General features: G+C 63.9%; 20 protein-coding genes. 10 read left to right on the top strand and 10 right to left on the bottom strand.

Annotation, left to right across the window (positions count from 1 at the left end; all coding sequences use genetic code 11):
• Nucleotides 1-37: 37 nt before the first annotated feature.
• From CNX70_RS08405 to CNX70_RS08380, 6 genes are all read right to left on the bottom strand, one after another.
• The gene (locus CNX70_RS08405) at nt 38-2,488 is read right to left on the bottom strand and encodes a TonB-dependent receptor (RefSeq protein WP_096234336.1); all 2,451 of its coding nucleotides are present in this window, start codon (nt 2,486-2,488) and stop codon (nt 38-40) included.
• An 86-nt stretch (nt 2,489-2,574) separates the two neighbouring features.
• Nucleotides 2,575-3,648, bottom strand: a complete 1,074-nt coding sequence (locus CNX70_RS08400) for an ABC transporter ATP-binding protein (protein WP_096234335.1) — start codon at nt 3,646-3,648, stop codon at nt 2,575-2,577.
• Between the two features lies 1 nt (nt 3,649).
• Complete coding sequence (locus CNX70_RS08395; RefSeq protein ID WP_096234334.1) at nt 3,650-5,017, bottom strand: GH1 family beta-glucosidase; 1,368 nt, start codon at nt 5,015-5,017, stop codon at nt 3,650-3,652.
• Between the two features lie 27 nt (nt 5,018-5,044).
• A complete protein-coding gene (locus tag CNX70_RS08390; RefSeq protein ID WP_096234333.1) occupies nt 5,045-5,863 on the bottom strand; it encodes a carbohydrate ABC transporter permease in 819 nt (272 codons plus the stop codon).
• Nucleotides 5,860-6,858 (bottom strand): carbohydrate ABC transporter permease, encoded by a 999-nt coding sequence (locus CNX70_RS08385; RefSeq protein WP_244199077.1) that lies wholly within the window; start codon nt 6,856-6,858, stop codon nt 5,860-5,862. Before CNX70_RS08385 ends, CNX70_RS08390 begins: the two co-directional genes overlap by 4 nt.
• Before the next feature lie 7 nt (nt 6,859-6,865).
• Nucleotides 6,866-8,170 carry an extracellular solute-binding protein gene (locus CNX70_RS08380; RefSeq protein WP_096234331.1) on the bottom strand — a complete coding sequence of 435 codons (1,305 nt, stop codon included), beginning with the start codon at nt 8,168-8,170 and terminating at the stop codon, nt 6,866-6,868.
• Between the two features lie 412 nt (nt 8,171-8,582).
• On the opposite strand from CNX70_RS08380, the gene CNX70_RS08375 reads away from it, so the two are divergent.
• The 3 genes from CNX70_RS08375 (at nt 8,583) to CNX70_RS08365 (ending at nt 10,998) form a co-directional block, all read left to right on the top strand.
• On the top strand, nt 8,583-9,602 hold the full coding sequence (locus tag CNX70_RS08375) for a LacI family DNA-binding transcriptional regulator (protein WP_096234330.1): 1,020 nt from the start codon (nt 8,583-8,585) through the stop codon (nt 9,600-9,602).
• A gap of 210 nt (nt 9,603-9,812) precedes the next feature.
• A complete protein-coding gene (locus CNX70_RS08370) occupies nt 9,813-10,391 on the top strand; it encodes a superoxide dismutase (protein WP_096234329.1) in 579 nt (192 codons plus the stop codon).
• A gap of 235 nt (nt 10,392-10,626) precedes the next feature.
• Nucleotides 10,627-10,998, top strand: a complete 372-nt coding sequence (locus CNX70_RS08365; protein WP_096234328.1) for a lysozyme inhibitor LprI family protein — start codon at nt 10,627-10,629, stop codon at nt 10,996-10,998.
• A gap of 40 nt (nt 10,999-11,038) precedes the next feature.
• On the opposite strand, the gene CNX70_RS08360 is transcribed toward CNX70_RS08365, so the two are convergent.
• Nucleotides 11,039-12,625, bottom strand: a complete 1,587-nt coding sequence (locus tag CNX70_RS08360) for a CYTH and CHAD domain-containing protein (RefSeq protein WP_096234327.1) — start codon at nt 12,623-12,625, stop codon at nt 11,039-11,041.
• Nucleotides 12,626-12,746: 121 nt separating this feature from the next.
• On the opposite strand from CNX70_RS08360, the gene mgrA reads away from it, so the two are divergent.
• Entirely contained in the window at nt 12,747-13,787 is a 1,041-nt protein-coding gene (mgrA, locus tag CNX70_RS08355; RefSeq protein ID WP_096238336.1) for an L-glyceraldehyde 3-phosphate reductase, read from the top strand.
• A gap of 5 nt (nt 13,788-13,792) precedes the next feature.
• Here mgrA and CNX70_RS08350 read toward each other — a convergent pair whose 3' ends face one another.
• The 3 genes from CNX70_RS08350 to CNX70_RS08340 all read right to left on the bottom strand — a co-directional run bounded on the left by CNX70_RS08350 (nt 13,793) and on the right by CNX70_RS08340 (nt 15,034).
• Complete coding sequence (locus CNX70_RS08350) at nt 13,793-14,227, bottom strand: DUF2244 domain-containing protein (protein ID WP_096234326.1); 435 nt, start codon at nt 14,225-14,227, stop codon at nt 13,793-13,795.
• An 87-nt stretch (nt 14,228-14,314) separates the two neighbouring features.
• Nucleotides 14,315-14,632, bottom strand: a complete 318-nt coding sequence (locus tag CNX70_RS08345; protein ID WP_096234325.1) for a hypothetical protein — start codon at nt 14,630-14,632, stop codon at nt 14,315-14,317.
• A 66-nt stretch (nt 14,633-14,698) separates the two neighbouring features.
• A complete protein-coding gene (locus tag CNX70_RS08340) occupies nt 14,699-15,034 on the bottom strand; it encodes a hypothetical protein (protein WP_096234324.1) in 336 nt (111 codons plus the stop codon).
• Between the two features lie 285 nt (nt 15,035-15,319).
• On the opposite strand from CNX70_RS08340, the gene CNX70_RS08335 reads away from it, so the two are divergent.
• From CNX70_RS08335 to CNX70_RS08310, 6 genes are all read left to right on the top strand, one after another.
• Nucleotides 15,320-15,634 carry a DUF4148 domain-containing protein gene (locus tag CNX70_RS08335; protein WP_096234323.1) on the top strand — a complete coding sequence of 105 codons (315 nt, stop codon included), beginning with the start codon at nt 15,320-15,322 and terminating at the stop codon, nt 15,632-15,634.
• Nucleotides 15,635-15,757: 123 nt separating this feature from the next.
• On the top strand, nt 15,758-17,170 hold the full coding sequence (locus CNX70_RS08330) for an efflux transporter outer membrane subunit (protein WP_096234322.1): 1,413 nt from the start codon (nt 15,758-15,760) through the stop codon (nt 17,168-17,170).
• 73 nt (nt 17,171-17,243) lie between these two features.
• The gene (locus CNX70_RS08325; protein WP_096234321.1) at nt 17,244-17,750 is read left to right on the top strand and encodes a MarR family winged helix-turn-helix transcriptional regulator; all 507 of its coding nucleotides are present in this window, start codon (nt 17,244-17,246) and stop codon (nt 17,748-17,750) included.
• Between the two features lie 10 nt (nt 17,751-17,760).
• Nucleotides 17,761-19,899: an FUSC family protein gene (locus CNX70_RS08320; RefSeq protein WP_244199076.1), complete on the top strand. Its 2,139-nt coding sequence runs from the start codon at nt 17,761-17,763 to the stop codon at nt 19,897-19,899.
• Nucleotides 19,889-20,089 (top strand): DUF1656 domain-containing protein, encoded by a 201-nt coding sequence (locus CNX70_RS08315; protein WP_071078940.1) that lies wholly within the window; start codon nt 19,889-19,891, stop codon nt 20,087-20,089. The genes CNX70_RS08320 and CNX70_RS08315 overlap by 11 nt, the downstream gene beginning before the upstream one ends.
• 50 nt (nt 20,090-20,139) lie before the next feature.
• Nucleotides 20,140-21,030 (top strand): efflux RND transporter periplasmic adaptor subunit, encoded by an 891-nt coding sequence (locus tag CNX70_RS08310; RefSeq protein WP_096234320.1) that lies wholly within the window; start codon nt 20,140-20,142, stop codon nt 21,028-21,030.
• Nucleotide 21,031 lies beyond the last annotated feature (1 nt).

Raw genomic sequence — 21,031 nt, 5'->3', positions numbered from 1 at the left:
TCCGACCCCGGCTCTTTTGCCGTTGGGGATAACAACATCAGAACTTCATCGACACGCGCGCGCCAAACGTGCGCGGCGCGTTGTAGAAGGCGCCGTAGATCTGCTGCGTGGGCTGGCATGGCATGCCGACATCCGTGCAGATTTCATTGACGTCGAGCTTGACGGCCTTGTCGGTGGCGTTCTGCACGAACGCTTCAACCGTGTACGCCTTGTTGGCCGGCTGGAAGCGCAGGCTCAGGTCCAGGGTCGTGTAGGCTTCCTGGCGCTTGACGCCGGCGTGGCCCGGCACGTCGCCGTTGAAGGCCCCCGCGCCCACATACGACATGGTTTCGTAGTGCACCGAGGCGCGCGGCGTGAGCTGGCCACCGGCGACGGCGAAATCATGCTCGTACTGCACCGTGGTGGAAAACTTCGGCGCATGCTTCATGGTGCTGCCGCCCACGTTCACCAATGGCGCCGTCGAGCCGCAGGACTGCCCATTCGCGCGCGCCGCGTCGACATCGCACGACATGAAATCATCGTACACGGCTTTGAGCCAGGTGGCGTTGCCCGTCAGGCGGTCGACCTTCGTTGGCCGCCACACCCACTCCGCTTCCAGCCCCTTGACAGTGGCGCCGGCCGCATTGAAGTTGGCCAGCACGCTGTTGACCACCTGCGATTCGAGCTTGTCCTTGTATTTCATCAGGAAGGCATCGAGGTTCAGGGTCAGTTCGCGGTTCAGCAAGTCCGACTTGAAGCCGATTTCATAGCTGGTCAGCTTTTCCGGCTTGGTGGTGGCGCCGCCGTCGCCGATGGCCGGCGAGTGGAAGCCCGTCGTCACGGAACCGAACAGCAAAATATCCGGGCGCAGCTTGTACTCGATGCGGCCCAGCCAGGTGGCCTGGCCGTATTTCAGGTCGGCCGTATTGTCGCCCGGCGTGTTGCCGCAGCTGGCCGCCGTGATGGCGCCGCCCGGGCCGATATTGTGCGTATTGGCCAGGCCCGTGCCGGGCGTGACCAGCTGGCGCAGCTGGTCGGCAGTGAGGACCGTGGTGCCCAGCGGCGTATTCGCGGGCCAGTTCGGGCAGGCCCAGTTCTTGCCGCCGACGTCGAATTTATGGTCTTTCGTGTAGCGCGCGCCGGCCGTCAGCTTGATCTGGTCCGTCACCTGCTGGCTGACCTGGCCGAATGCGGCCTTGGACTTCAACTGGCGGTCGCCCTGGATGAAGGACATGGCCGAGGCATACTGGCCCACGGTGGGTTGCACGAAAATCACGGCGCCGTTGGCGATATCCTGCTGCACGGCCGCCTGCGAAATCTGGCTGCGGTCGATATCGAAGCGCACCTTGTTCTTTTCATTGAAGAGGAACAAACCGGCCACCCACTGGAATGGCGCATCGTCGTCCGAGCGCGCCTGCAGCTCGTGCGAATAGCTGTCGAACTGCGCCCAGTCGGTGCGGTTTTCCGACTTGAAGCCGGGGAACAGGCCAGCATCCGAGTCGTTGCTGTTCTGGCGCTTGTAGCGGCTCCAGCTGCCCAGGTAAGTGAAGTCCAGCGCATCGGTCGGCTTGTAATTGAGCTTGCCCTTGTAGGTCAGAATAGACTGGTCCAGGGTGCCCGGCGTGTCGATCAGGGCCGAGCGCAGCTTCTCGCCCGGCTTCGGTTCGGCCACCAGGTAGACGTTGCCGGCGCCCTGGTCGAGGAAGTAATCGGCGATGAAGGTGCCGCGCAGCTGCGGCGTAATCTTCCACAACAGCGAGGCGCGCACGCCCATCTGGTCGCCGGCACCATACTTTGCCGTGCCCGGCATGACGTTCGAGCCGCGGCGGAAGTCTACCGTGCCGTCGTGGCTATCCTTGATGGCGGCGATGCGCAACGCCACATCGTCGGACAACGGAATATTGAGCATGCCCTGCGTCTGCAGGTGGCGCTTGTCACCCACGGTGATGCCGGCCGAACCCATGAACTTGGCCGTGCTGGGCGCGGCCGACACGAGGTTGACGGCGCCCGCCGTCGAATTGCGGCCGTTCAGGGTGCCCTGCGGTCCGCGCGCCACCTCCACGTGACTCAAGTCATACATCAGCGCCGTGGCACCCTGGGGGCGCGGCGAATACACGCCGTCGACATAGAAGGCGACGGCCGGGTCGCCCAGCTCCGTGTGGTTGGCCGAACCGACGCCGCGCATGTAGACGTGCACGCCGCCCGAGTCGCCATGCTGCTCGACGACCAGACTCGGCACCATGGTGGCCAGCGAGGCCAGATCTTTCACTTGATTGTTTTGCAGGGTGTCCTGGTTGAAGGCGGTGACGGCCAGCGGCGTCTCCTGCACGAAGGTGTTGCGGCGTGTGGCCGTGACGACGATGCGGTCCATCTGTTCGGCGGCCGGTTTTGCCGCGTCCGTGGCTGCAGCCTCCTGGGCCATGGCGGCGCCGCTACCCAGCAAGATGAGCTGGGCGAAGGTCGCATGCGCCAGGCTGAGGGCGATGGTATTGCGTTTGAGCTGTTGCATTGTTGTTGTCTCCTGTACCGCTGGTTGAATGATGATCACATAGCTCTTTGGCTACTGCTGCACATTTTTTGGGTGTCAATCTGAAGTCATGTCGCCTCCGTGCGGGGTCTATGGGTGGCCACGGCGCGCCCGGCCGTGTCGAATAGAAAGGCATGGCCCTCTTCCGGCGCGAAGCCGATGGCGCTGCCCTGCGCCAGCGCGTGGCGCGCCTCGCCATGCAGCTTGATGGCCACCGCATGCGGGCCGCCGTCGATGCGATCGTCAAGCGTTGCGTGGATGATCTGCGCATCGCCCAGCTGCTCGATCAGGGTGACCGTGGCGCCGTAGCCTTCATTGCGCGGCACCAGGCGCAAATGCTCGGGGCGTATGCCGACCACCATGCCCGCCGCGCCACCGAGCTGGCTGGCCAGTGCCGGCACGGCGGCGCACGGCAAAAAGTTCATGCGCAGGGCGCCGATGAAGCCGGCCACGAACTGGCTGGCCGGATGGCGGTACAGATCCAAAGGCGCACCCACCTGCTCCAGGTGGCCGCCGTGGAAGACGGCGACCCGGTCGCCGAGGGTCATGGCTTCGACCTGGTCGTGCGTCACGTAGATCATGGTGGTGCCCAGTTCCTGGTGCAGCTTGGCCAGCTCGATGCGCGTCTGCACGCGCAGCGAGGCGTCGAGGTTGGACAGCGGCTCGTCAAACAAAAACACCTTGGGCTGGCGCACGATGGAGCGGCCGATGGCCACGCGCTGGCGCTCGCCGCCGGACAAGGCCTTGGGTTTGCGGTCGAGCAGGTGCGTGATCTGCAAAATCTCGGCCACCTTGCCGACGGCCGCGCGCACCTCGGCTTCTGGTTTACCTGCCAATTTGAGGGCAAAACCCATGTTGTCGCGCGCCGTCATGTGCGGATACAGGGCGTAGCTCTGGAAGACCATGGCGATGCCCCGCTCGGCCGGCGCCACGTCGTTGGCCAGCAGGTCGCCGATGCGCAGCTGGCCCGCGCTGATGTCTTCCAGTCCCGCGATCATGCGCAGCAGGGTCGACTTGCCGCAGCCGGACGGCCCCACGAAGACCATGAATTCGCCGTCATGGATATCGAGGTCCAGGCCCTTGACGATTTCCGGACCGTCGCCGTAGGTCTTGCGGATGCCGCGCAGGGAAATAGCGGCCATGTCAGTGCTCCCAGACCAGGGCAACGGCATGGGACGCGCGCTGGGCGATAATAAAATCGCGGTACCACAGGGCGCTGTCCTTGAAGCTGCGCTGCTGCGTGGCGTAATCGACGTACAGCATGCCGAAGCGCTTGGCGTAGCCCGAGTTCCACTCGAAGTTATCCATCAGGCTCCAGTAGAAATAGCCGCGCACGTCGATGCCCTGCGCGATCACGGCGCGCAAGGCGTCCAGGTGCAGCTGCACGTACTCGATGCGCGGCTCGTCGTGCACTTTTCCGCCCTGCAGCTTGTCGGCCACGGCCATGCCGTTTTCCGTGATGTAGACGGGCGGCAGCCGGTATTCGCGGTGCAAGCCCACCAGCAGCTCCGTCAAGCCTTGCGGATAGGTTTCCCAGCCCATGTCGTTGACACCGAGCTTGCATTCGGGCTTGCGCGGCGGCGTCTCGGCGCTCATGAAGGCGCGCGTGTAGTAGTTCACGCCGAGGAAATCGATGGGCTGCTTGATATCTATGAAATCGTTTTCAAAGATAGCTAAAGCGGAAGCATCTGGGTGTTTCAGGGCCAGCGCCGGGTAGCGGCCCTTGAAGATGGCGTCCATATACCACTGCACCGAGCGCGCATATTCAAGTTCGGCCAGCTCGCGGTCCTGGGCGCTGTCAGTGGCCGGCGTGGCCGTCCATTGATTGAGCACGATGCCCAGTTTCGCCGGCACATTCACGGCACGCATCGCTTGCATGGCCAGGCCGTGCGACAACAGCAAGTGGTGCGACACTTGCACGGCGGCGGCCGGATCGGCCATGCCGGGGGCGAACTGGCCAGTACCGTGGCCCAGCACGGCCGTGCACCACGGTTCGTTGTGCGTGGCGATGCTGGCGACCTGGTGGCCGAAGCGCCGCGCCACCTCGGCCGCGTAGGCGGCGAAGTGGTAGCAGGTGGCGCGATTGAGCCAGCCGCCCTCGTCCTGCAAGGCTTGCGGCAAGTCCCAGTGGTACAGGGTCAGATGGGCATCAAGTCCCTTGGCGGCCAGCGCGTCGAGCAGGCGCGCATAAAAGTCGAAGCCAGCCTCGTTCCAGGCGCCGGAACCGGTCGGCTGTACCCGCGACCAGGACATGGAAAAGCGGTAGGCGTTGACGCCCAGCTTGGCGATCAGCTCCACGTCCTCGGCATAGCGGTGATAGTGGTCGCAAGCCACGTCGCCATTGCTGCCGTCGATGATCTTGCCGTCGGCATGGCTGAAGGTATCCCAGATGGACGGGCCACGGCCATCGATGGCGGCGGCGCCCTCGATCTGGTAGGCGCTGGTGGCCACGCCCCAGGTGAAGGTGGCGGGAAAGTTGGTATCGGTGTCGTCGTTATGCATGGTGGTCATGTCAGTGTGAGTGGATTAAAGAGAGTGCTAGCCTTTGACGGCGCCTTGCGTCAGGCCCTCGATCAGGCGCTTCGAGGCGACAAAAAACATCAGCAGCAGCGGCAGCACGGCGATGGCGGCGCCCGTCATCAACGCGCCCCACTCCGTGTTGTTCGGCGCCTGCATGCTACGCAGGGCCAGCGGGATCGTATAGTTCTCGACCGAGCGCATGACCACCAGCGGCGTAATGAAATTGTTCCATGAGTTGATGAAGGTGATCAGGCCCAGGGTCCCCATGGCGGGGCCGATCAGCGGCAGCACGACTCGCCAGTAGATGGCGAATTCGCCGCAGCCATCGATGCGCGCCGCCTCGATCAAGTCCCTAGGAATAGCCGTGCCGATGTACTGGCGCATGAGGAAAATGCCCAGCGCGCCGGCCGCGCCCGGCACGTACAGGGCGCGCGGCTGGTCCAGCCATCCGAGGAAATCCATCAGCATGAAGGTCGGGATCATGTTCATGAAGGACGGGATGATCATCGACGCCATCACCAGGGTAAACAAGGGCCGCTTGAAGCGGAACTCGTACATGGCGAAGGCATAGCCACCCAGCGAGCAAAAGAACAAGGTCAGCGCCGTGGTCATCAGGGCCACGTACAGGCTGATGCCGATATTGCGCCAGAACGGCAGGCGTTCCTGCAGCAGCTCGATGTTGTTGAGCAGGGCCGTGCCGAACCAGCGCGGCGGCGGCAGGCTGTAGATCTCGGCGCTCGTGTGCGTGGCGAAGACGAACATGAAGTAAAACGGCGCGACCATGATCAGGGCGCCGATGGCCACCATGGCGTAAGCCGTCCAGCGGGTAGTTTTCATTTGGCCTCCTTGCATTTTTCTCTGCGCTCGTTGCGGCTGAAGATGCGGTTATTCACCCAGGTGGTACTGGCGATGATCAGGAACAGCAGCCAGGAAATGGCCGACGCCGTGCCGAAGTCGCCCGAGGAAAACGCCGTCTTGTAGACGAAGATGGCGGTCGTCATCACCGACTGGCTCACGCCGCTCGACTCGGCCACCAGCACGAACGGTTCCTCGAACAGCTGCAGATTGCCCATGATGGTGAGCGTGACGGCCAGGTAGATCATGGGGCGCAGCTGCGGCAGGGTGATGTACCAGAATTGCTGGCGTTTCGAGGCGCCGTCGATGGTCGCCGCCTCATATAAATCCTTGGGGATCACCTGCAGCGCGGACAGGTACAGCACCAGGTTCCAGCCCAGGTAGCGCCAGAAAATCACGAAGGCAACGGCCGGCTTGATGAACAGCGAACTGCCCAGCCAGTCGATCGATTCGGCGGGGAACAAGCCGCCCACCAGCGGCAGGCTGGCGCACCATTGGATCAGCACATTGATCTGGCCATAGTCGCGCGAGAACAGGGTGTTGAAGACCATGGCGATGGCCACGCTGGAGGTGATGAACGGTAAAAAGTAAATGCCGATCACCAGGTTGCGCGAGCGCTTGAAGCTGTTGTGGATGAAGGCCGCCAGCGGAATGGCCACCAGGTGCTGCGGCACGCCCGAGGCCAGCGCCAGCCACACGGTATTGCCCAGCGAGCGCAAGAACCACGGGTCGCTCAGCGCGTACTTGTAGTTGTCCAGGCCCACCCACTGCATGGCTTCCACGCCGCTGGCCGCTTCCCACTGGTTGAACGACAGATAGACGGAAAACAGCAGCGGAAACAGGCTGAAGATGGCGAACAAAATGAAGAAGGGGCTGATGAAGATGTACGGCGCCCATTGCTTCATGTTGTAGCGTTTTTTGGCGGGCCGCGCTGCAGCAGCGGGCGCGCCCTCGGTACAAGGCATGGAGGTAGTCATGCTGCTCCTAGCGCCGCGCGCGGTGGGTGATCAGGGCCTTGGCGTCGGCCAGGGCCGTCTTGATATCCTTGTTTTGTGCCAGCACGCTTTCCAGTTCCATGTTGACGATGTCGCGCGCCACGGCGTCGAACTTGTCGACGCGGATGACGGGAATCTTCGCCGCCGTGTCGCGCGCCAGCAGGCGCGTTTTCTGGCCGCCGAAATACGCTTGCGGCTCGTCCATCATCGGATCCGCATACGCCGCCTTGAGGGCCGGGAAGGCGCCGATCTCTTTCAGGGAGTGCAGCTGGATATCCTTGTTGACGGTCATGAACTTGATGAATTCCCAGGCTTGAGCCTTGTTGCTGGCCTTTTTCGGGATGCCGTAAAAAGAGCCGCCATACGACGCCAGCGCGCCGGCCGGCAGGTTCGCCGCGCGCCACTGGCCGGCGGAAGCCGGCGCCAGCCACTTGGCCAGGTGGCCGCTGAGCCAGGAACCCATCATCTGGCTGGCCACCTTGTCGCGTTTGAAGCCTTCGGCCCACTCGCCCGTCCAGGCCACGGTGCGCGCGTCGATGCCCGCCACGCGCGCCGCCTTGGCCAGCTCAAACGCTTTGACGAAACGGGGCGAGTCGACCAGCACCTGGCCCTTGTCGCCGAAATAGATGCCTTCGCCATCCTTCAGATTGGCGCGTATATAAATGTCGGCAAGGTCGCTGGCGCCGGCCAGCAGATAGGTGCCGGTGGCGGCCTTGAGCTTCTTGCCGGCGGCGATGTACGATTCCCACGAGGCCGTCAAATCGCTTTCCTTGATGCCCGCCTTGTCCATCAAGTCCTTGCGGTAGAACAGGGTGCCCGGCCCCAGGTCGGCCGGCATGGCGCCCAGGGTGCCGCGCGAACTGGTCGCCTGGACGAAGGTGAACGGCACGAACTGGGCGCGGTACTGCCCTGCCCCGTAAGGTGGCTGCAGCAAATCTTCCATGCCCTTCGATTCGGCGAAGCTGCCGACATAGCGGAAGTCGATGGCCATCACGTCGGGCAGGCGCGCGCCGGCCGCCAGTGCCGTCGTCATCGAGTTATGGTGGTCGTCGATCTGCAGGCTGACCAGCTTGACCTTCACTTGCGGGTACAGTTTTTCCCACAGGGGCAAAGCCGTCTTGACGGCGCGGTCCAGGTCGGGGAAGGAGGCGACAGTGATGGTCGCCGGGGCCAGCGCCGGCAGAACGGTGGCCGGCGGGACGGCTGCGGGCGCGGCGGCCACTCCAAAGGCCAGGGTCAGCGCGGCCAGCAGGGATGCGGCAGGTATGGCTACGCCAAGGATGCTTGACTTCATTATTTCATCTCCGTTTATTGAGCGTCTTCTATCTTGAAAACGTTTTCACAACATGTGTCCATTTAACACCGCAAAGAAAATCAAGTCAACCGAAAAAGTTGTCATTTATTTTAAGATGGCTGACCGACATGCTGCCGACACTGCCCCTTCTCCTATGAAAAGCGGGAAAAATGGCGCTTGAAAAAACTGTGGCTTTTTATGAAAACGTTTTCATGCGTAGGTCGGATTAGCGCGCGAGCGCGTAATCCGACAACATTGTTAGCCTTGATGTGTCGGGTTACGCCCTGCGGGCTAACCCGACCTACCCCGGCCTGCGCCGGCCTGCGATCGTTATCGGCCATTTATGGTAATCTTTCAATGAAAAGGTTTTCAGAGCACTGACAACCAGCCATCTTGATACCCAGGAATCACCTTGAACGATAGCGCCCACGCTGCTCCCCCTTCCACCCTGCTCGACGTGGCCCGTCAGGCCGGCGTGTCGCCCAGCACCGTCTCGCGCATCCTGAATGGCACGGCCAGGGTGTCCGACGACAAGCGCGACGCCGTGCTGGCGGCCATCGCGCACATGAAATTTGCGCCGAACCAGATGGCGCAGGGCCTGAAAAAGGGCCGCTCGATGACCATCGGCATCGTGGTGCAGGATATTTCCAGCCCCTTCTTCGACGAAAGCCTGCGCGGCGTGGACGATGGCTTGAAAGACACGGGCTACGCATCCGTCATCGTCAGCGGGCACTGGAATGCGCAGGAAGAGGCCGACCGCATCCGTTTGCTGCTGGCGCGCAAGGTCGACGGCATCATTCTGCTGTCCGGGCGCATCTCGGACCAGAGCGTGCTCGATTTCTCGCAGCAGCGTCCGATCGTCTCGACGGGCCGCCTGCTGGCGACGAAAAGCGCCATCGGCTTCAAGCTCGACAACGAATACGGCGCCTACCTGGCCGTGCGCCACCTGGTGGAACTGGGCCACCGCCGCATCGCGTTTGTCTCGGGGCCGGCCAACAACACGGATGCGGCCGAGCGCCTGACGGGCTACCAGCGCGCGCTGCGCGAAGCGGACATCGCCATCGATACTAAGCTGATGGTGGAAGGCGATTTCCACGAGGCAAGCGGGATGCTGGCCATGAACCATTTGTTCGATACGCAGCAGCAATTCAGCGCCGTCTTCGCCGCCAACGACCTGTCCGCCTACGGCGTGCGCCTGTGCCTGTACCGCAAGGGCATCCGCGTGCCCGACGATATCTCGCTCGTGGGTTTCGATGACTTGCCCGGCTCGTCCTACACGACGCCACCGCTGACGACCATCCACCAACCCCTGTACGACATCGGCCGCATCGCCACCGAAGCGCTGCTCGGACTGATCAATGGCGAAGCCGTGCAGGCGGCCATTCCGCCGTTGGAACTGATCGTCAGGGAAACCACGCGGCGCGTCCGCTAAGGCTTGCGACGGGGAACTTTTCCACCCAATTCAGGCTAAACGAGAATCACTACGCCAACGACATCCACGACGCGTGTGGGAATCTGCAGCAATGGCGCATCCGCTTTACAATAGTGGCTCGTTCAGCAAGAATGCTTGGTTCAAGCACGCAGGCTCAACCCTCCGGCCCGGGCCGGAAGACTCCGAACACTCACCATAAAGGGACATCACATGGAACATACTCTGCCACCACTGCCGTATGAAATGGACGCTCTGGCGCCGCATATTTCGAAAGAAACCCTGGAATACCACTATGCCAAGCATCACCAGGCGTATGTCACCAACTTGAACAACCTGATCAAGGGTACCGAGTTCGAGAACCTGTCGCTGGAAGACATCATCAAGAAATCGTCGGGCGGCATCTTCAACAATGCAGCGCAAGTATGGAACCACACCTTCTACTGGAACGGCATGAAGCCGGCCGGCGGTGGCGCTCCTACCGGTGCCGTGGCTGACGCGATCAACGCCAAATGGTCGTCGTTCGACAAGTTCAAGGAAGAATTCACCAAGTCGTGCGTGGGCAACTTCGGTTCGGGCTGGACCTGGCTGGTGCAAAAAGCCGACGGCTCCGTCGACATCGTCAACACCTCGAACGCCGGCTGCCCTCTGACCACCGGCGACAAGCCACTGCTGACCTGCGACGTCTGGGAACACGCCTACTACATCGACTACCGCAACCTGCGCGCCAAGTACGTGGAAACGTTCTGGGGCCTGGTCAACTGGGAATTCGTTGCCAAGAACTTCGCGTAAGCGGTTCCTGACAACGTAAACCGGACGTGTCCGCGGCCTGCGCCGCAGTGGCGGATCCTGGAAAGAAGCCTGCGCTTGCGAGCGCGGGCTTTTTTTATGTCCAGGCAGAAAGTACATGCAGGCGGCACACACTGGTCAAACGAACAAGATCAGCATGCGGAATATTGTAAAATGCGCAAGCGCACGCCCGTGCTCGCCGGCCAGCCTCGCCGCCATCCCTTGCTGAAAGAAAACAATGAAAAAATTCCTGCTTGCCCTGCTCGTCCTTGCCTCCGGTTCCGCCTTCGCCAACTCCGCCTGCGACACGCCGCGCAACGACTTCGACGGCCTGTATTGCCTGAACAAGGTGTACCAGGAAGCGGACAAGGAACTCAACGCCAACTACAAGAAACTGAGCGCCCAGCTCGATGCCAGCGGCAAGCAAAAGCTGAAATCGGGCCAGTTGGCGTGGATCAGCAACCGCAACCAGAATTGCTCCAAACGCGAATCGTCGGGCTTTTATGTGAACCTCGATTGCGCCACCCAGACCACCATCGAACGCGCGCAATTCCTGCAAGACCGCGTGCGCGAATGCGTCAGTGCCGGCTGCCAGAACAGCAAACTGTGAACTGAAGCTGCGCCAGCGCAAACGGGAGCGGGCGGCAGGCTCAGGCCGGCAAGCGGGCCGCCTTGAAGCGCCGCCAGGCCTTGTGCATGCGGCCATCGCTGCCCTGCGCCTGCGCGCGCGCCGCCAGATAGCCGCGCACGAAGGCCGCGTGCAGCCGCAAGCCGTCCTGGCCGGACTGGTCAGCCTGGGCATCAGGCAATTGCTGCAGCAGCCGGTCGGCCACCTGTACATCGTTGAGCCAGCCCAGTTCATCTTGCAGGGCCGACAAGCGCCCCACATACGGTTGCACGGTGCGCGCGGCAAACAGCGAGGCAAAAAATTCCGTCGCGTAACGCGTCTTCTTGGCCGCGATACGCACCTGGTGGCGCTGCTGCGGCGAGGCATGCAGCAGGCGCTTGCCGCGCTTCATCAGGCGGCGCTGGTCCTTGCGCACGGTAGCATGGGCAAACGGGGCAACGGGCGCGTCCAGCCGCCGCACCTGGCGCACGGAGCAGCTGTCGCGCCAGGCGCGCGCCTGCAGCCAGCGCTGCAAGCCCAGCATGCAAGCCGTGCAGCGCACCGAGGTGACGGCCTGGGCGGCCTCCACATGCTTGAGCCGGGCCTGCGCGTGCGCCGCCTGCGCCAGCGCTGCCGCATCGGCTTGCGCTTCGCCATCGAGCTGCGCCAGGGTAGAGCCAGCGAGCACATCCCAGTCGCGCGCCTCGCCCAGCGCGCCGCCCAGCCAGCCGAGTTCGTTCTTCAAGGCGTCCGGCAGCGCCAGCAGGGACTTGAACATGCCCAGCGCCGAGCGCAGGCGCCGCAAGCCCACGCGCATCTGGTGCACGCTTTCCACATCCGCGCCCGCCGCCACGCCATCCTGGTTGCCGCTGACCTGTTCCAGGCAATTGCCGGCGATGGCCAGGAACGCTTGCTCCACCGACATCGCCGCGTCCAGCGCCAGGGGCTGCGCCTTGACGGCGCGCAAAGGCTGCGGCGCTGCGAGGCGGTAACCGCGTTCCGCCTTGCTCATGTGGCCCAGCTGCAGCGGCACTTCCTGCAGCAGCGCCAGCGCCACGTCGAACAGGCTGGCGGCCTGCCCTTGCTTCAACTCCAGCTCGATCTCGCTGACGGCCACGCGGTATCCCACACCATCGACACCATTGGCACCATCGGCACCGTCCGCACCGCTTTCAATGACACCCTGGTCCAGCACGCATTCGATCTGGTCGCCCTGCGGCGTGCGCAGCTGCCATACGGTGCGCTCGATGCGCGTGGTAAACACGGGCCGCAAGGCGTCGCGGATGGCATCCTGGCGCAGCAGCGCACGGATGGGCTGCTTGCGGCCAATGGCAGAGTCGAGCACGGCGAGATCCGGTTGCGGCCCCGGCACCTCGCCTTCCCATTCATGGCGGCTGTGCAAGCCGCCGCTGACATTGCCGCCCGCCTTCAGGGTTTGCACCCAGCGCCCGTCCACCTGGCGCACGCGCAAGCCCGCCTGGTGGCGGCACAGCTGAAAATCGGGCGTATCGACATAGATATCGTGCATCTGCAGCACCAGTGGCCCTTGCGCAGACTGCGCCAGCAGCGGGTGCGCGCGCAGGCGGGGCGCGTCTTCCTGCGCCAGCAGCAATTTCAATTCGATTTCCATGATCGCTCCTTGCGAGACTCCTCAACGGTTATTGTAAGGCGCGTCCCGTCGTGTGCAAGGCGCACGCACGCCCACCTTGATTTTGCGCGAAAATACACGCTTCATTCAACCGGGAGATGCCATGACCTACCACGCCGCCGAGAACCGCTACGACAGCATGCCATACCGTACCTGCGGGCGCAGCGGGCTGAAATTGCCGTTGCTGTCGCTGGGACTGTGGCACAACTTTGGCGACAGCAACAATCTGGCTTCGCAGCGCGACATGCTGCGCACCGCGTTTGACCTGGGCATCACGCATTTCGACCTGGCGAATAACTACGGCCCGCCGTATGGCAGCGCGGAAAGCAATTTCGGCAAGCTGCTGCGCGACGATTTTCTGCCGTACCGCGATGAACTGATCATTTCCACCAAGGCGGGCTGGGACATGTGGCCCGGTCCGTACGGCCAGGGCGGCGGTTCGCGCAAATACATGCTGGCCAGCCTGGACCAGAGCTTGCAGCGCCTGGGCCTCGACTATGTCGACATCTTTTACTCGCACCGCTACGATGCCGACACGCCTTTGGCAGAAACCATGGGCGCACTGGCCACCGCCGTGCAGCAGGGCAAGGCGCTGTACGTGGGCCTGTCGTCGTATTCGCCGCAAAAGACGGCCGAGGCGGCCGCCCTGCTGAAAGAATGGAAAGTGCCGTGTTTGATCCACCAGCCGGCCTACAACATGCTCAACCGCTGGATCGAGGAAGACGGCCTGCTCGACACCCTGCAAGAGCAAGGCATGGGCTGCATCACGTTCACGGCGCTGGCGCAGGGGCTGCTCAGCGACAAGTACCTGGACGGCGTGCCGCAGGATGCGCGCGTCAACCGCCCCGGCGGCGGTTCGCTGACGCAACAGCACCTGAGCGCGGAAAATCTGGCCCGCGTGCGCGCCCTGAACCAGATTGCCGCCCAGCGGGGGCAAACCCTGGCGCAGATGGCGCTGGCCTGGGTGCTGCGCGATCCCCGCGTCACTTCGACCCTGATTGGCGCCAGCAGCAGCGCGCAAATCCGCGAAAACGTGGCCGCGCTGCAGCAACTGACGTTCACGGCCGACGAGCTGGCCGCCATCGACGTGCAGGCGCGCGAAGGCCATATCAACCTGTGGGAAGGCCCGTCGCGGGCCGTGTAAGGCATTCACGGCGGCGACAGGGGCGGTGGCAGCAGGGCCAGCAGTTCCTGCGCCACCTGCCGGCGCCGTTCGGGCGTGGCGTACACGCCCACGTCCACCTGCGCCCCACCAGCACCGGTATCGTTGATATGTATCAACTGGCGCGGCCACTGCGGCACATCGATGCGCGTGCGCCACGGCGAAAAGTGGTGGCGCCGGCAGTGACCGGCGCTGACCTGTTCGATGATCAGCTCGCCGTCGCGCAGGGCGATGGCCACCAGGCCCAGTTCGGCGAACGAAAAGACGGGAATGGTCCAGATGCCGCGCAGCGCAAAGGCGGCGGCGACCGCCAGGGAAAACAGGCATAGCAAGCCATAGGCGCGCAGCAACTGGCGCGCCGTCAAGGCACTGTGGCGCGCCAGCAGCCATTGCGGCTGCTCGCGCGAGTGATCGCGTGGCATGGCGCCTCCCGCACTATCGCTCCATCACCGCAGCGGCCTTCGCCGCCGCCAGATTCAGCCAGGTCGTTCAGCCAGCTTGCGCCCGGCTCAGGCGCCCATGCGCACCAGCGCGTGGCCCACGTGCTGCCACCAGTGATCGCGCGACTTGACCTGCTTCAGGCAAGACGTATCGATTTCCGCAGGGAACACGTGATCCTGGCACGCCTTCGTTGCCAGGGCATAGCGCTGGTTTTCCGCCGCCGCCAGGGCCACGACGAGCCAGAACGCCAGCGCCAGCAACATCACCAGCACACTCCAGGCCAGGTGATTGGTGTTACTTTTTTCGCCAAAAAACTCGCGCGGCCGCGTCTCGCGGTACATCGACATCACGTCTTTTTCTTTCTCTTCCGACATCTGCGTTTGCATCCTCTGACATCCTATCCTGTGCCGGCCGGCTGGCCATGGCGACGCGCACGCCGCCTTGGCTGCATTTTACGCTGATGGCGCAGGAGAGACGGTACTTCGTGGAGGCAATTCGTCCTCAGCCTTCTCTGCCGGCGGCAGTGGCGCCAGGCTTTCCACATGATCGACGTCGATGTCGCCGCCATCGGCTACCCCATTGTGCGGCTCCACGCCGGCCCGCTCGCCCGTGCCGGCCGCATCGCTGTCGTTTTCGAGCTCTTCCGCATCCTGGCCAGGCACGCCCTGCATGTCGCTGCCGCTGTCGGAACTGTCGCTGGGTCCCAGCGCGCCCTTGCCGTGACCGCTGCCCAGAACGCGGTCGGGAGTGACGGGCAAATTGTCCGGATCGAGTGTGCTGTTGCTCATGGCTGACTCCCGTTGATCAAAAAACCAGCTTACTCCCCTGGACCGGCCAGCGGCGCACGCCTGCACGGCATTTCCCCCGAGGAATTGCGGCATCGCACAACTATTTTCATAAATTACTTCACAAATGTACTATTCATTGCTATAGTTAATACAAGTAAGCATCTTCTCATCCAGAAACTGCTTCATCGGCGGCACGGCGCCCACCAGCGCCATGCCGCCGAACCGACCGGTACGTGGCGATCCGGCCCATCCACCCAGCCATCATGCACATTTTGGAGTCTTATCATGCAAGCCAAATCACTCATCGCAGCATTGTTTGCCATCACCACCGCTACCTCGGCTTTTGCCCAAAGCGCCGCGCCAGCCACCAGCCAGCAACTCACGCGTGCCGACGTCACGGCCGAATACGTCCGTGCCCGCAACGCCGGCGAAATCGCCACCAGCGAAGTCGACTACCCGAAAACGCCGGCCACCGCCGCCAGCCAGGTGACGCGCGAACAAGTCATGGCCGAGTTCTACGCCGCCCGCAAGGCTGGCCTGATCCCGCAAACGGAAGCAGACTTTGATGTCGCGCAAACGGCCAAGCACGTCGTGAAATAAGAAACCAGTCAGCCGGTTTCAGTCAGTAACAACTCAGTTGCGGCGCAGCACTCGGGCCACTCCCGAAGCTCCCGCGGCGAGCTGTCAGCATCCCCCCTACACAATTTCTCCCGGAGTCCCTGCATGTCCCTGCACCGCCGTTTGCTTGCCGCCAGCCTGACCCTTGCCTTGAGCGCTTGCGCCGACATGGGCCATATCGCGCCGCAATCGGCCATGCTCGACGCCAACAAACTTCAGGCCAGCAAAGCCATGGATGCCGCCGCCAGCGCCGCCATCCAATGGCCGCGCGCGCAATGGTGGCAAGACTTGCACGATCCCCAGTTGAACCGTCTGATGGAGCAGGCGCTGGAAGACAGCCCCACCCTGCGCGGCGCCCAGGCGCGCGTGCGCCAGGCCGAGGCGCTGGCCGGCGCGGCGGAAGACAAGACCCGCCCGCAGGCCGACGCATCCGTCTCCATCAACCGCGAACTGTATTCGCAGCACGGCAGCACGCCGGCGCCGCTGGCCGGCAATTACGCCTGGCGCAACCAGGCCACCGTCACCGCTTCGTACGACCTGGACCTGTGGGGCCGCAACCGCGCCGCCCTGTCCGCCGCCCTGGGCGACGTGCAGATGGCATCGGCCGAATCGCAGATGGCCCGCCTGGCCCTGGAAACGGCGCTGGTGCGCACCTATATCCAGCTGTCGTATGAATTCCAGCTGCAGGACGTGATCGAACGCAGCCTGGCGCAGCGCGCCCGCATCCTCGACATCGCGCGCCAGCGCAAGGCCGCCGGCATCGGCACCGATATCGACGTGGCGCAGATCGAAACCACCCTGCCCGCCGGCCGCCGCCAGCTGGAACAGTCGGCCGAGTCGCTGGCCCTGCTGCGCAACCAGCTGGCCGCCCTGGCAGGCAAGGGTCCGGCCGCCGGCGCGGCGCTCACGCGTCCCGTGCTGCGCCTGGACCAGCCGCTGGCCATTCCCGCCGCCCTGCCCGCCGACCTGATCGGCCGCCGCCCCGACATCGCCGCCCAGCGCTGGAGAGTCGAAGCGGCGGCGCAGCGCATCGACTCTGCCAAGGCCGAGTTTTACCCGAACGTCAACCTGGTGGCCTTTGCCGGCTTCCAGGCCTTCGGTTTCAGCCATTTTCTCGATGCCAATTCGCAGGTACGCGGCGCCTCGCCCGCGCTGAGCCTGCCCATCTTTGCGGGCGCCCGCCTGCGCGCGCAGCTGGGCAGCCAGACGGCCGTGTACGACGGCGCCGTGGAGCAGTACAACGCCAGCGTCATCAACGCCATGTCGGACGTGGCCGACGCCGTCACCCGCGCCCAGTCGCTGGCAAAGCAGCACCAGCTGACCGTGCAGGCGCTGGCCACGGCGCAGCGCGCACGCGACCTGGCGGAAAAGGCGTACAAGGCGGGCATGAGCGACGCCATCAACATGCTCAACACGCAAGTGGCGCTGCTGGCGGAAGAACAGCAGCAGGCGCAGAATGGGGCGCGCGAACTGGATCTGTACGTTTCCTTGATGAATGCACTGGGAGGCGGGATCTAAGCTTGCAATCCTGGCATTGCCCTAGCTCAACAAGATACAATCAGAACTTTATTCACACATGAAGGAATATGACATGACCGCTTTTGACGCCACCTCCAAGCGGCTGCAAAACATCCGCACGCGCATGCCAGGCTTCCCCATGGAACTGATGCGCCTGTTGCGCATGACGTACCACATTCAAAAAGGCATGAAGGACTTGACCAATGCCGCGCTGAAAAAGCACGACCTGGTCGATGCCAGCTACATGGTGCTCGCCGTACTGTACGGCACGGACGACGAAACCTCGAATGCCTGCACCCTGGGCATGGCGTGCCATGAAAAGCCGGCCAACCTGACGCGCGTCTGCAACGACCTGGAAACGCGCGGCCTGATCCACCGCGGCACGCGCCCCGGCGACCGCCGCTCGGTGATGATCTCGCTGACCGACAAGGGCAGCGCCCTGATTGAAACGGCGCTGCCCGACGTGTACCAGGATACCTCGGCCCTGTACGAGGGATTTACGCAAGAAGAGCTGCAAGTGCTCGACAAGCTGTACGTGCGCCAGTTGCGCAACCTGAATAATCTCAACAACCAGAACTGATAGCCTATCGATGACGCCAGCCACAACACCTACATATGGCCCCCTGAGCCGGGCGGCCCACTGGCTGGCGCTGGCGCTGCAAGACTGGCGCACGACGGAAGGCGAACGCTGGATCTACGTCGGCAAGACCCTCATCGCCGCGTTCTGCGCTCTGTGGCTGGCCTACCGCCTGGGCCTTGATTCACCCAGCACGGCGATGACCACCACCATCATCCTGGCCCTGCCCAGCAGCGGCATGGTGCTGGAAAAAAGCTTTTACCGCCTGTGCGGCACCCTGCTGGGCTGCCTGGCCGCACTGACCCTGATCGGCCTGTTCCCGCAGCAGCCCGTACTGCTGTTCGCCGGCCTGGCCCTGTGGGTGGGCCTGTGCACGAGCGGCTCGGCCCTGCACCGTAATGCCCAGTCGTATGTGTACGTGCTGGCTGGCTACACGGCCTGCATGATCGTGTTGCCCGCCATCGAGCAGCCGATGCAGGTGTTCTCGCTGGCCGTCACGCGCGTGGCCGAAGTCGGCCTGGGCATCATCTGCTCGGCCGTCGTCTCCAGCGTGCTGCTGCCGCGACACCAGGGTACGCAGGTGATGCGCACGGTGCAGGCGCGCTATGGCAAATTTCTCACCTTTTGCCAGGACGTGCTGCAGCAAAAGCTCACGCCGGCGCAGGTGGAATTGACGCATTTGCAGTTTGCCGCCGACGTGGCGGCGCTGGAACTGGGGCGCTCGGCCGCGCTGTTCGAAGTGACCAGCAAAGTGGGTCACGTGCGTGCGCAAAACCGCAAGCTGCACGCCTTCAACGCCACTTTCATGACGGCGCTGACCACCTTCTATACCTTTCACCGCCTGTTCGACCGCCTGCAACGCGATGGCGAAACCCAGGTCATGCAGGCGTGTGCGCCCCTGTACGCCATCGTCGCCGAGGCGCTGCAGGCGACGCCGTCGCAAGACTCGCTCGACACCATGCAGCGGTACCTGCAAACGGCGCTGGCGCTGGCGCGTGCGGACATCGATAGCGCGACCATCGCGCATGCGCAGCGCATCGATTTCGACACCGTGTGCGAACTGCTGGAACGCTTCGCGCGCGACATGAGCCGCTTTCACGAAGTGTATTTCAGCCTGGCGCACGATACGCCGCTGGAAGTGAGCACGCCGCAGGCGTATGCGCCGAAGACGCCGCCCGCGCTGGTCATCGCCAGCGGCGCGCGCGCGGCCATCAGCCTGGCCCTGCTGGCGCTGGGCGCCTACTTCCTCGCCTGGCCCTACGCCAGCACGGCGATGCTGATGGCGGCCGTGTTCTGCGCGCTGGCCTCGTCCTCGCCGCGCCCCATCATGATGATCCGCCAGGTGCTGACAGGCTTTTTCATCGCCATGCCCCTGTCGCTCGTCTGCGTGTATTTCGTGCTGGTGCATGGCGACGGTTTCCGCATGCTGGTGCTGAGCTTTGCACCCTTCCTCGCTGTCGGCCTGTATCTGATGACCAATCCCGCCAAGCTGGGCGTGGGCCTGGGCGTATCGACCTTCATCACGCAGATGGCGCCGACCAACGTGATGCATGTCGACGGCGCGGCCTTTTTGAACACCGGCATGGCGCTGATCGTCGGCCTGATGCTGGCCGCCCTCGTGTTTGCCGTGCTGCTGCCCGAGCACACGATGGGCCACAAGGACCACATCGGCCGCGCCCTGTGGCGCGAAGCGCTGCATGCGTGCACGGCACCCGCACGGCGCGTCAAACACCGCTTCGACAACCGCGTGCGCGACCTCCTCAGCCAGCTCAATGCGGCGGCAGGACCGGCGCCGGGCGTGGCCACGCGCGCCGTCGTGCGCCAGGCCTTGACCCTGCTGGAAATCGGCCATTCCGTGATCGAACTGCGCGAACTGATCGCGACCGCCCGCCCGGGCGCCACGCGCCACGCGCTGCAGCAGTGCGTGGCGCACATCGCCGGCTGGCTGCGCACGCGCAGCGACACGGCACTGCAAGCGGCGCTGGCCGCCACCCTGCAGGCGGGCGCCGTGGTGCGCGCAGCCCAGGCGGAAGTCGATGCAAGCGCCGAACGTAGCGCGCGCCTGCAGACCGCGCTGGCCGACCTGCACTCGATCTACACCTCATTACTCGACCATATGGCGCCTGGCGCCGGAGACCACCATGCCGCGTGAATTCGCCCTGTTCGGAATTCTGATTCCTACCCTGCTGCCCCTGTTCATCCTCAGCATCGGCCTGCAAACCCTGCTCGACCGCGTGCTGGGCTGGCTGGGCGTGTACCGCATGGTGTGGCACCCGTCGCTGGCGCGGCTGTGCATCTTCATCGCCATCTTCGGCGCGCTGACCTTATCGCTGTACAAATAGCTCTGCAAATAAAAAAAACTGTTCAACCCAATCAAGGAAAGGCTGCCGACATGGTAAGCAAACTGACCCGCTATGCAATCACCTTGCTGCTACTGGCCGCAGCCCTGTGGATAGGCAAGACCGTCTGGGACCGCTACATGGAGTCGCCGTGGACGCGCGACGGCCGCATCAAGGCCGACATCGTCAATATCAGCGCCGACGTGGCCGGCACCGTCACGGACGTGCTGGTGCGCGACAACCAGGTGGTGCAAAAAGGCGATGTGCTGTTCGTCGTCGACAAGGAACGCTACGCCAGCGCGCTGGCGCAGGCCGACGCCGTGCTGGCCACGCAAAAAACGGAAATGGGCCGCCGCGGCAAGGAAGCGCAGCGCCGCGCCAATCTGGACGCCAGCATCATTTCCACGGAAAGCCGCGAAAGCGCGGCCTACGCCGCCAGCTCGGCCTCGTCGCAAGTGCAGGCCGCCGTGGCCGCGCGCGCGCTGGCCCAGTTGAACCTGGAACGCACCACCGTGCGCGCCCCCGTCAGCGGCTATGTAACGAATCTGAACGTGCACAAGGGCGATTTCGCCGCCGTCGGCGCCCCCAAGCTGGCCGTCATCGACAGCGCCTCGTACTACGTCGTCGGCTATTTCGAAGAAACCAAGCTGGGCATGCTGGCGCCGGATGACAAGGCGGAAATGAATCTGATGAGCGGCGGCACCCTGCATGGCCACATCGAAAGCATCGCGCGCGGCATCACCGATCGCGACGCCGCCACGGGCCGCGAACTGCTGGCCGACGTCAATCCCACCTTCAACTGGGTGCGCCTGGCGCAGCGCGTGCCCGTGCGCATCCACATCGACGAGCAGCCGAAGGGGCAACTGCTGGTGGCCGGCACCACTTGCACCGTGGTGATCACGCCCCATTCGGCGCCGGCAAAGGCCGCGCCAGCCAACGCGTAAC

The organism is Janthinobacterium svalbardense (assembly GCF_002327145.1).
In the GTDB taxonomy this organism is placed as follows: domain Bacteria; phylum Pseudomonadota; class Gammaproteobacteria; order Burkholderiales; family Burkholderiaceae_D; genus Janthinobacterium; species Janthinobacterium tructae.
The sequence above is the reverse complement of the archived record's forward strand: the minus strand, read 5'-3'. Positions and strand labels throughout refer to the sequence as shown.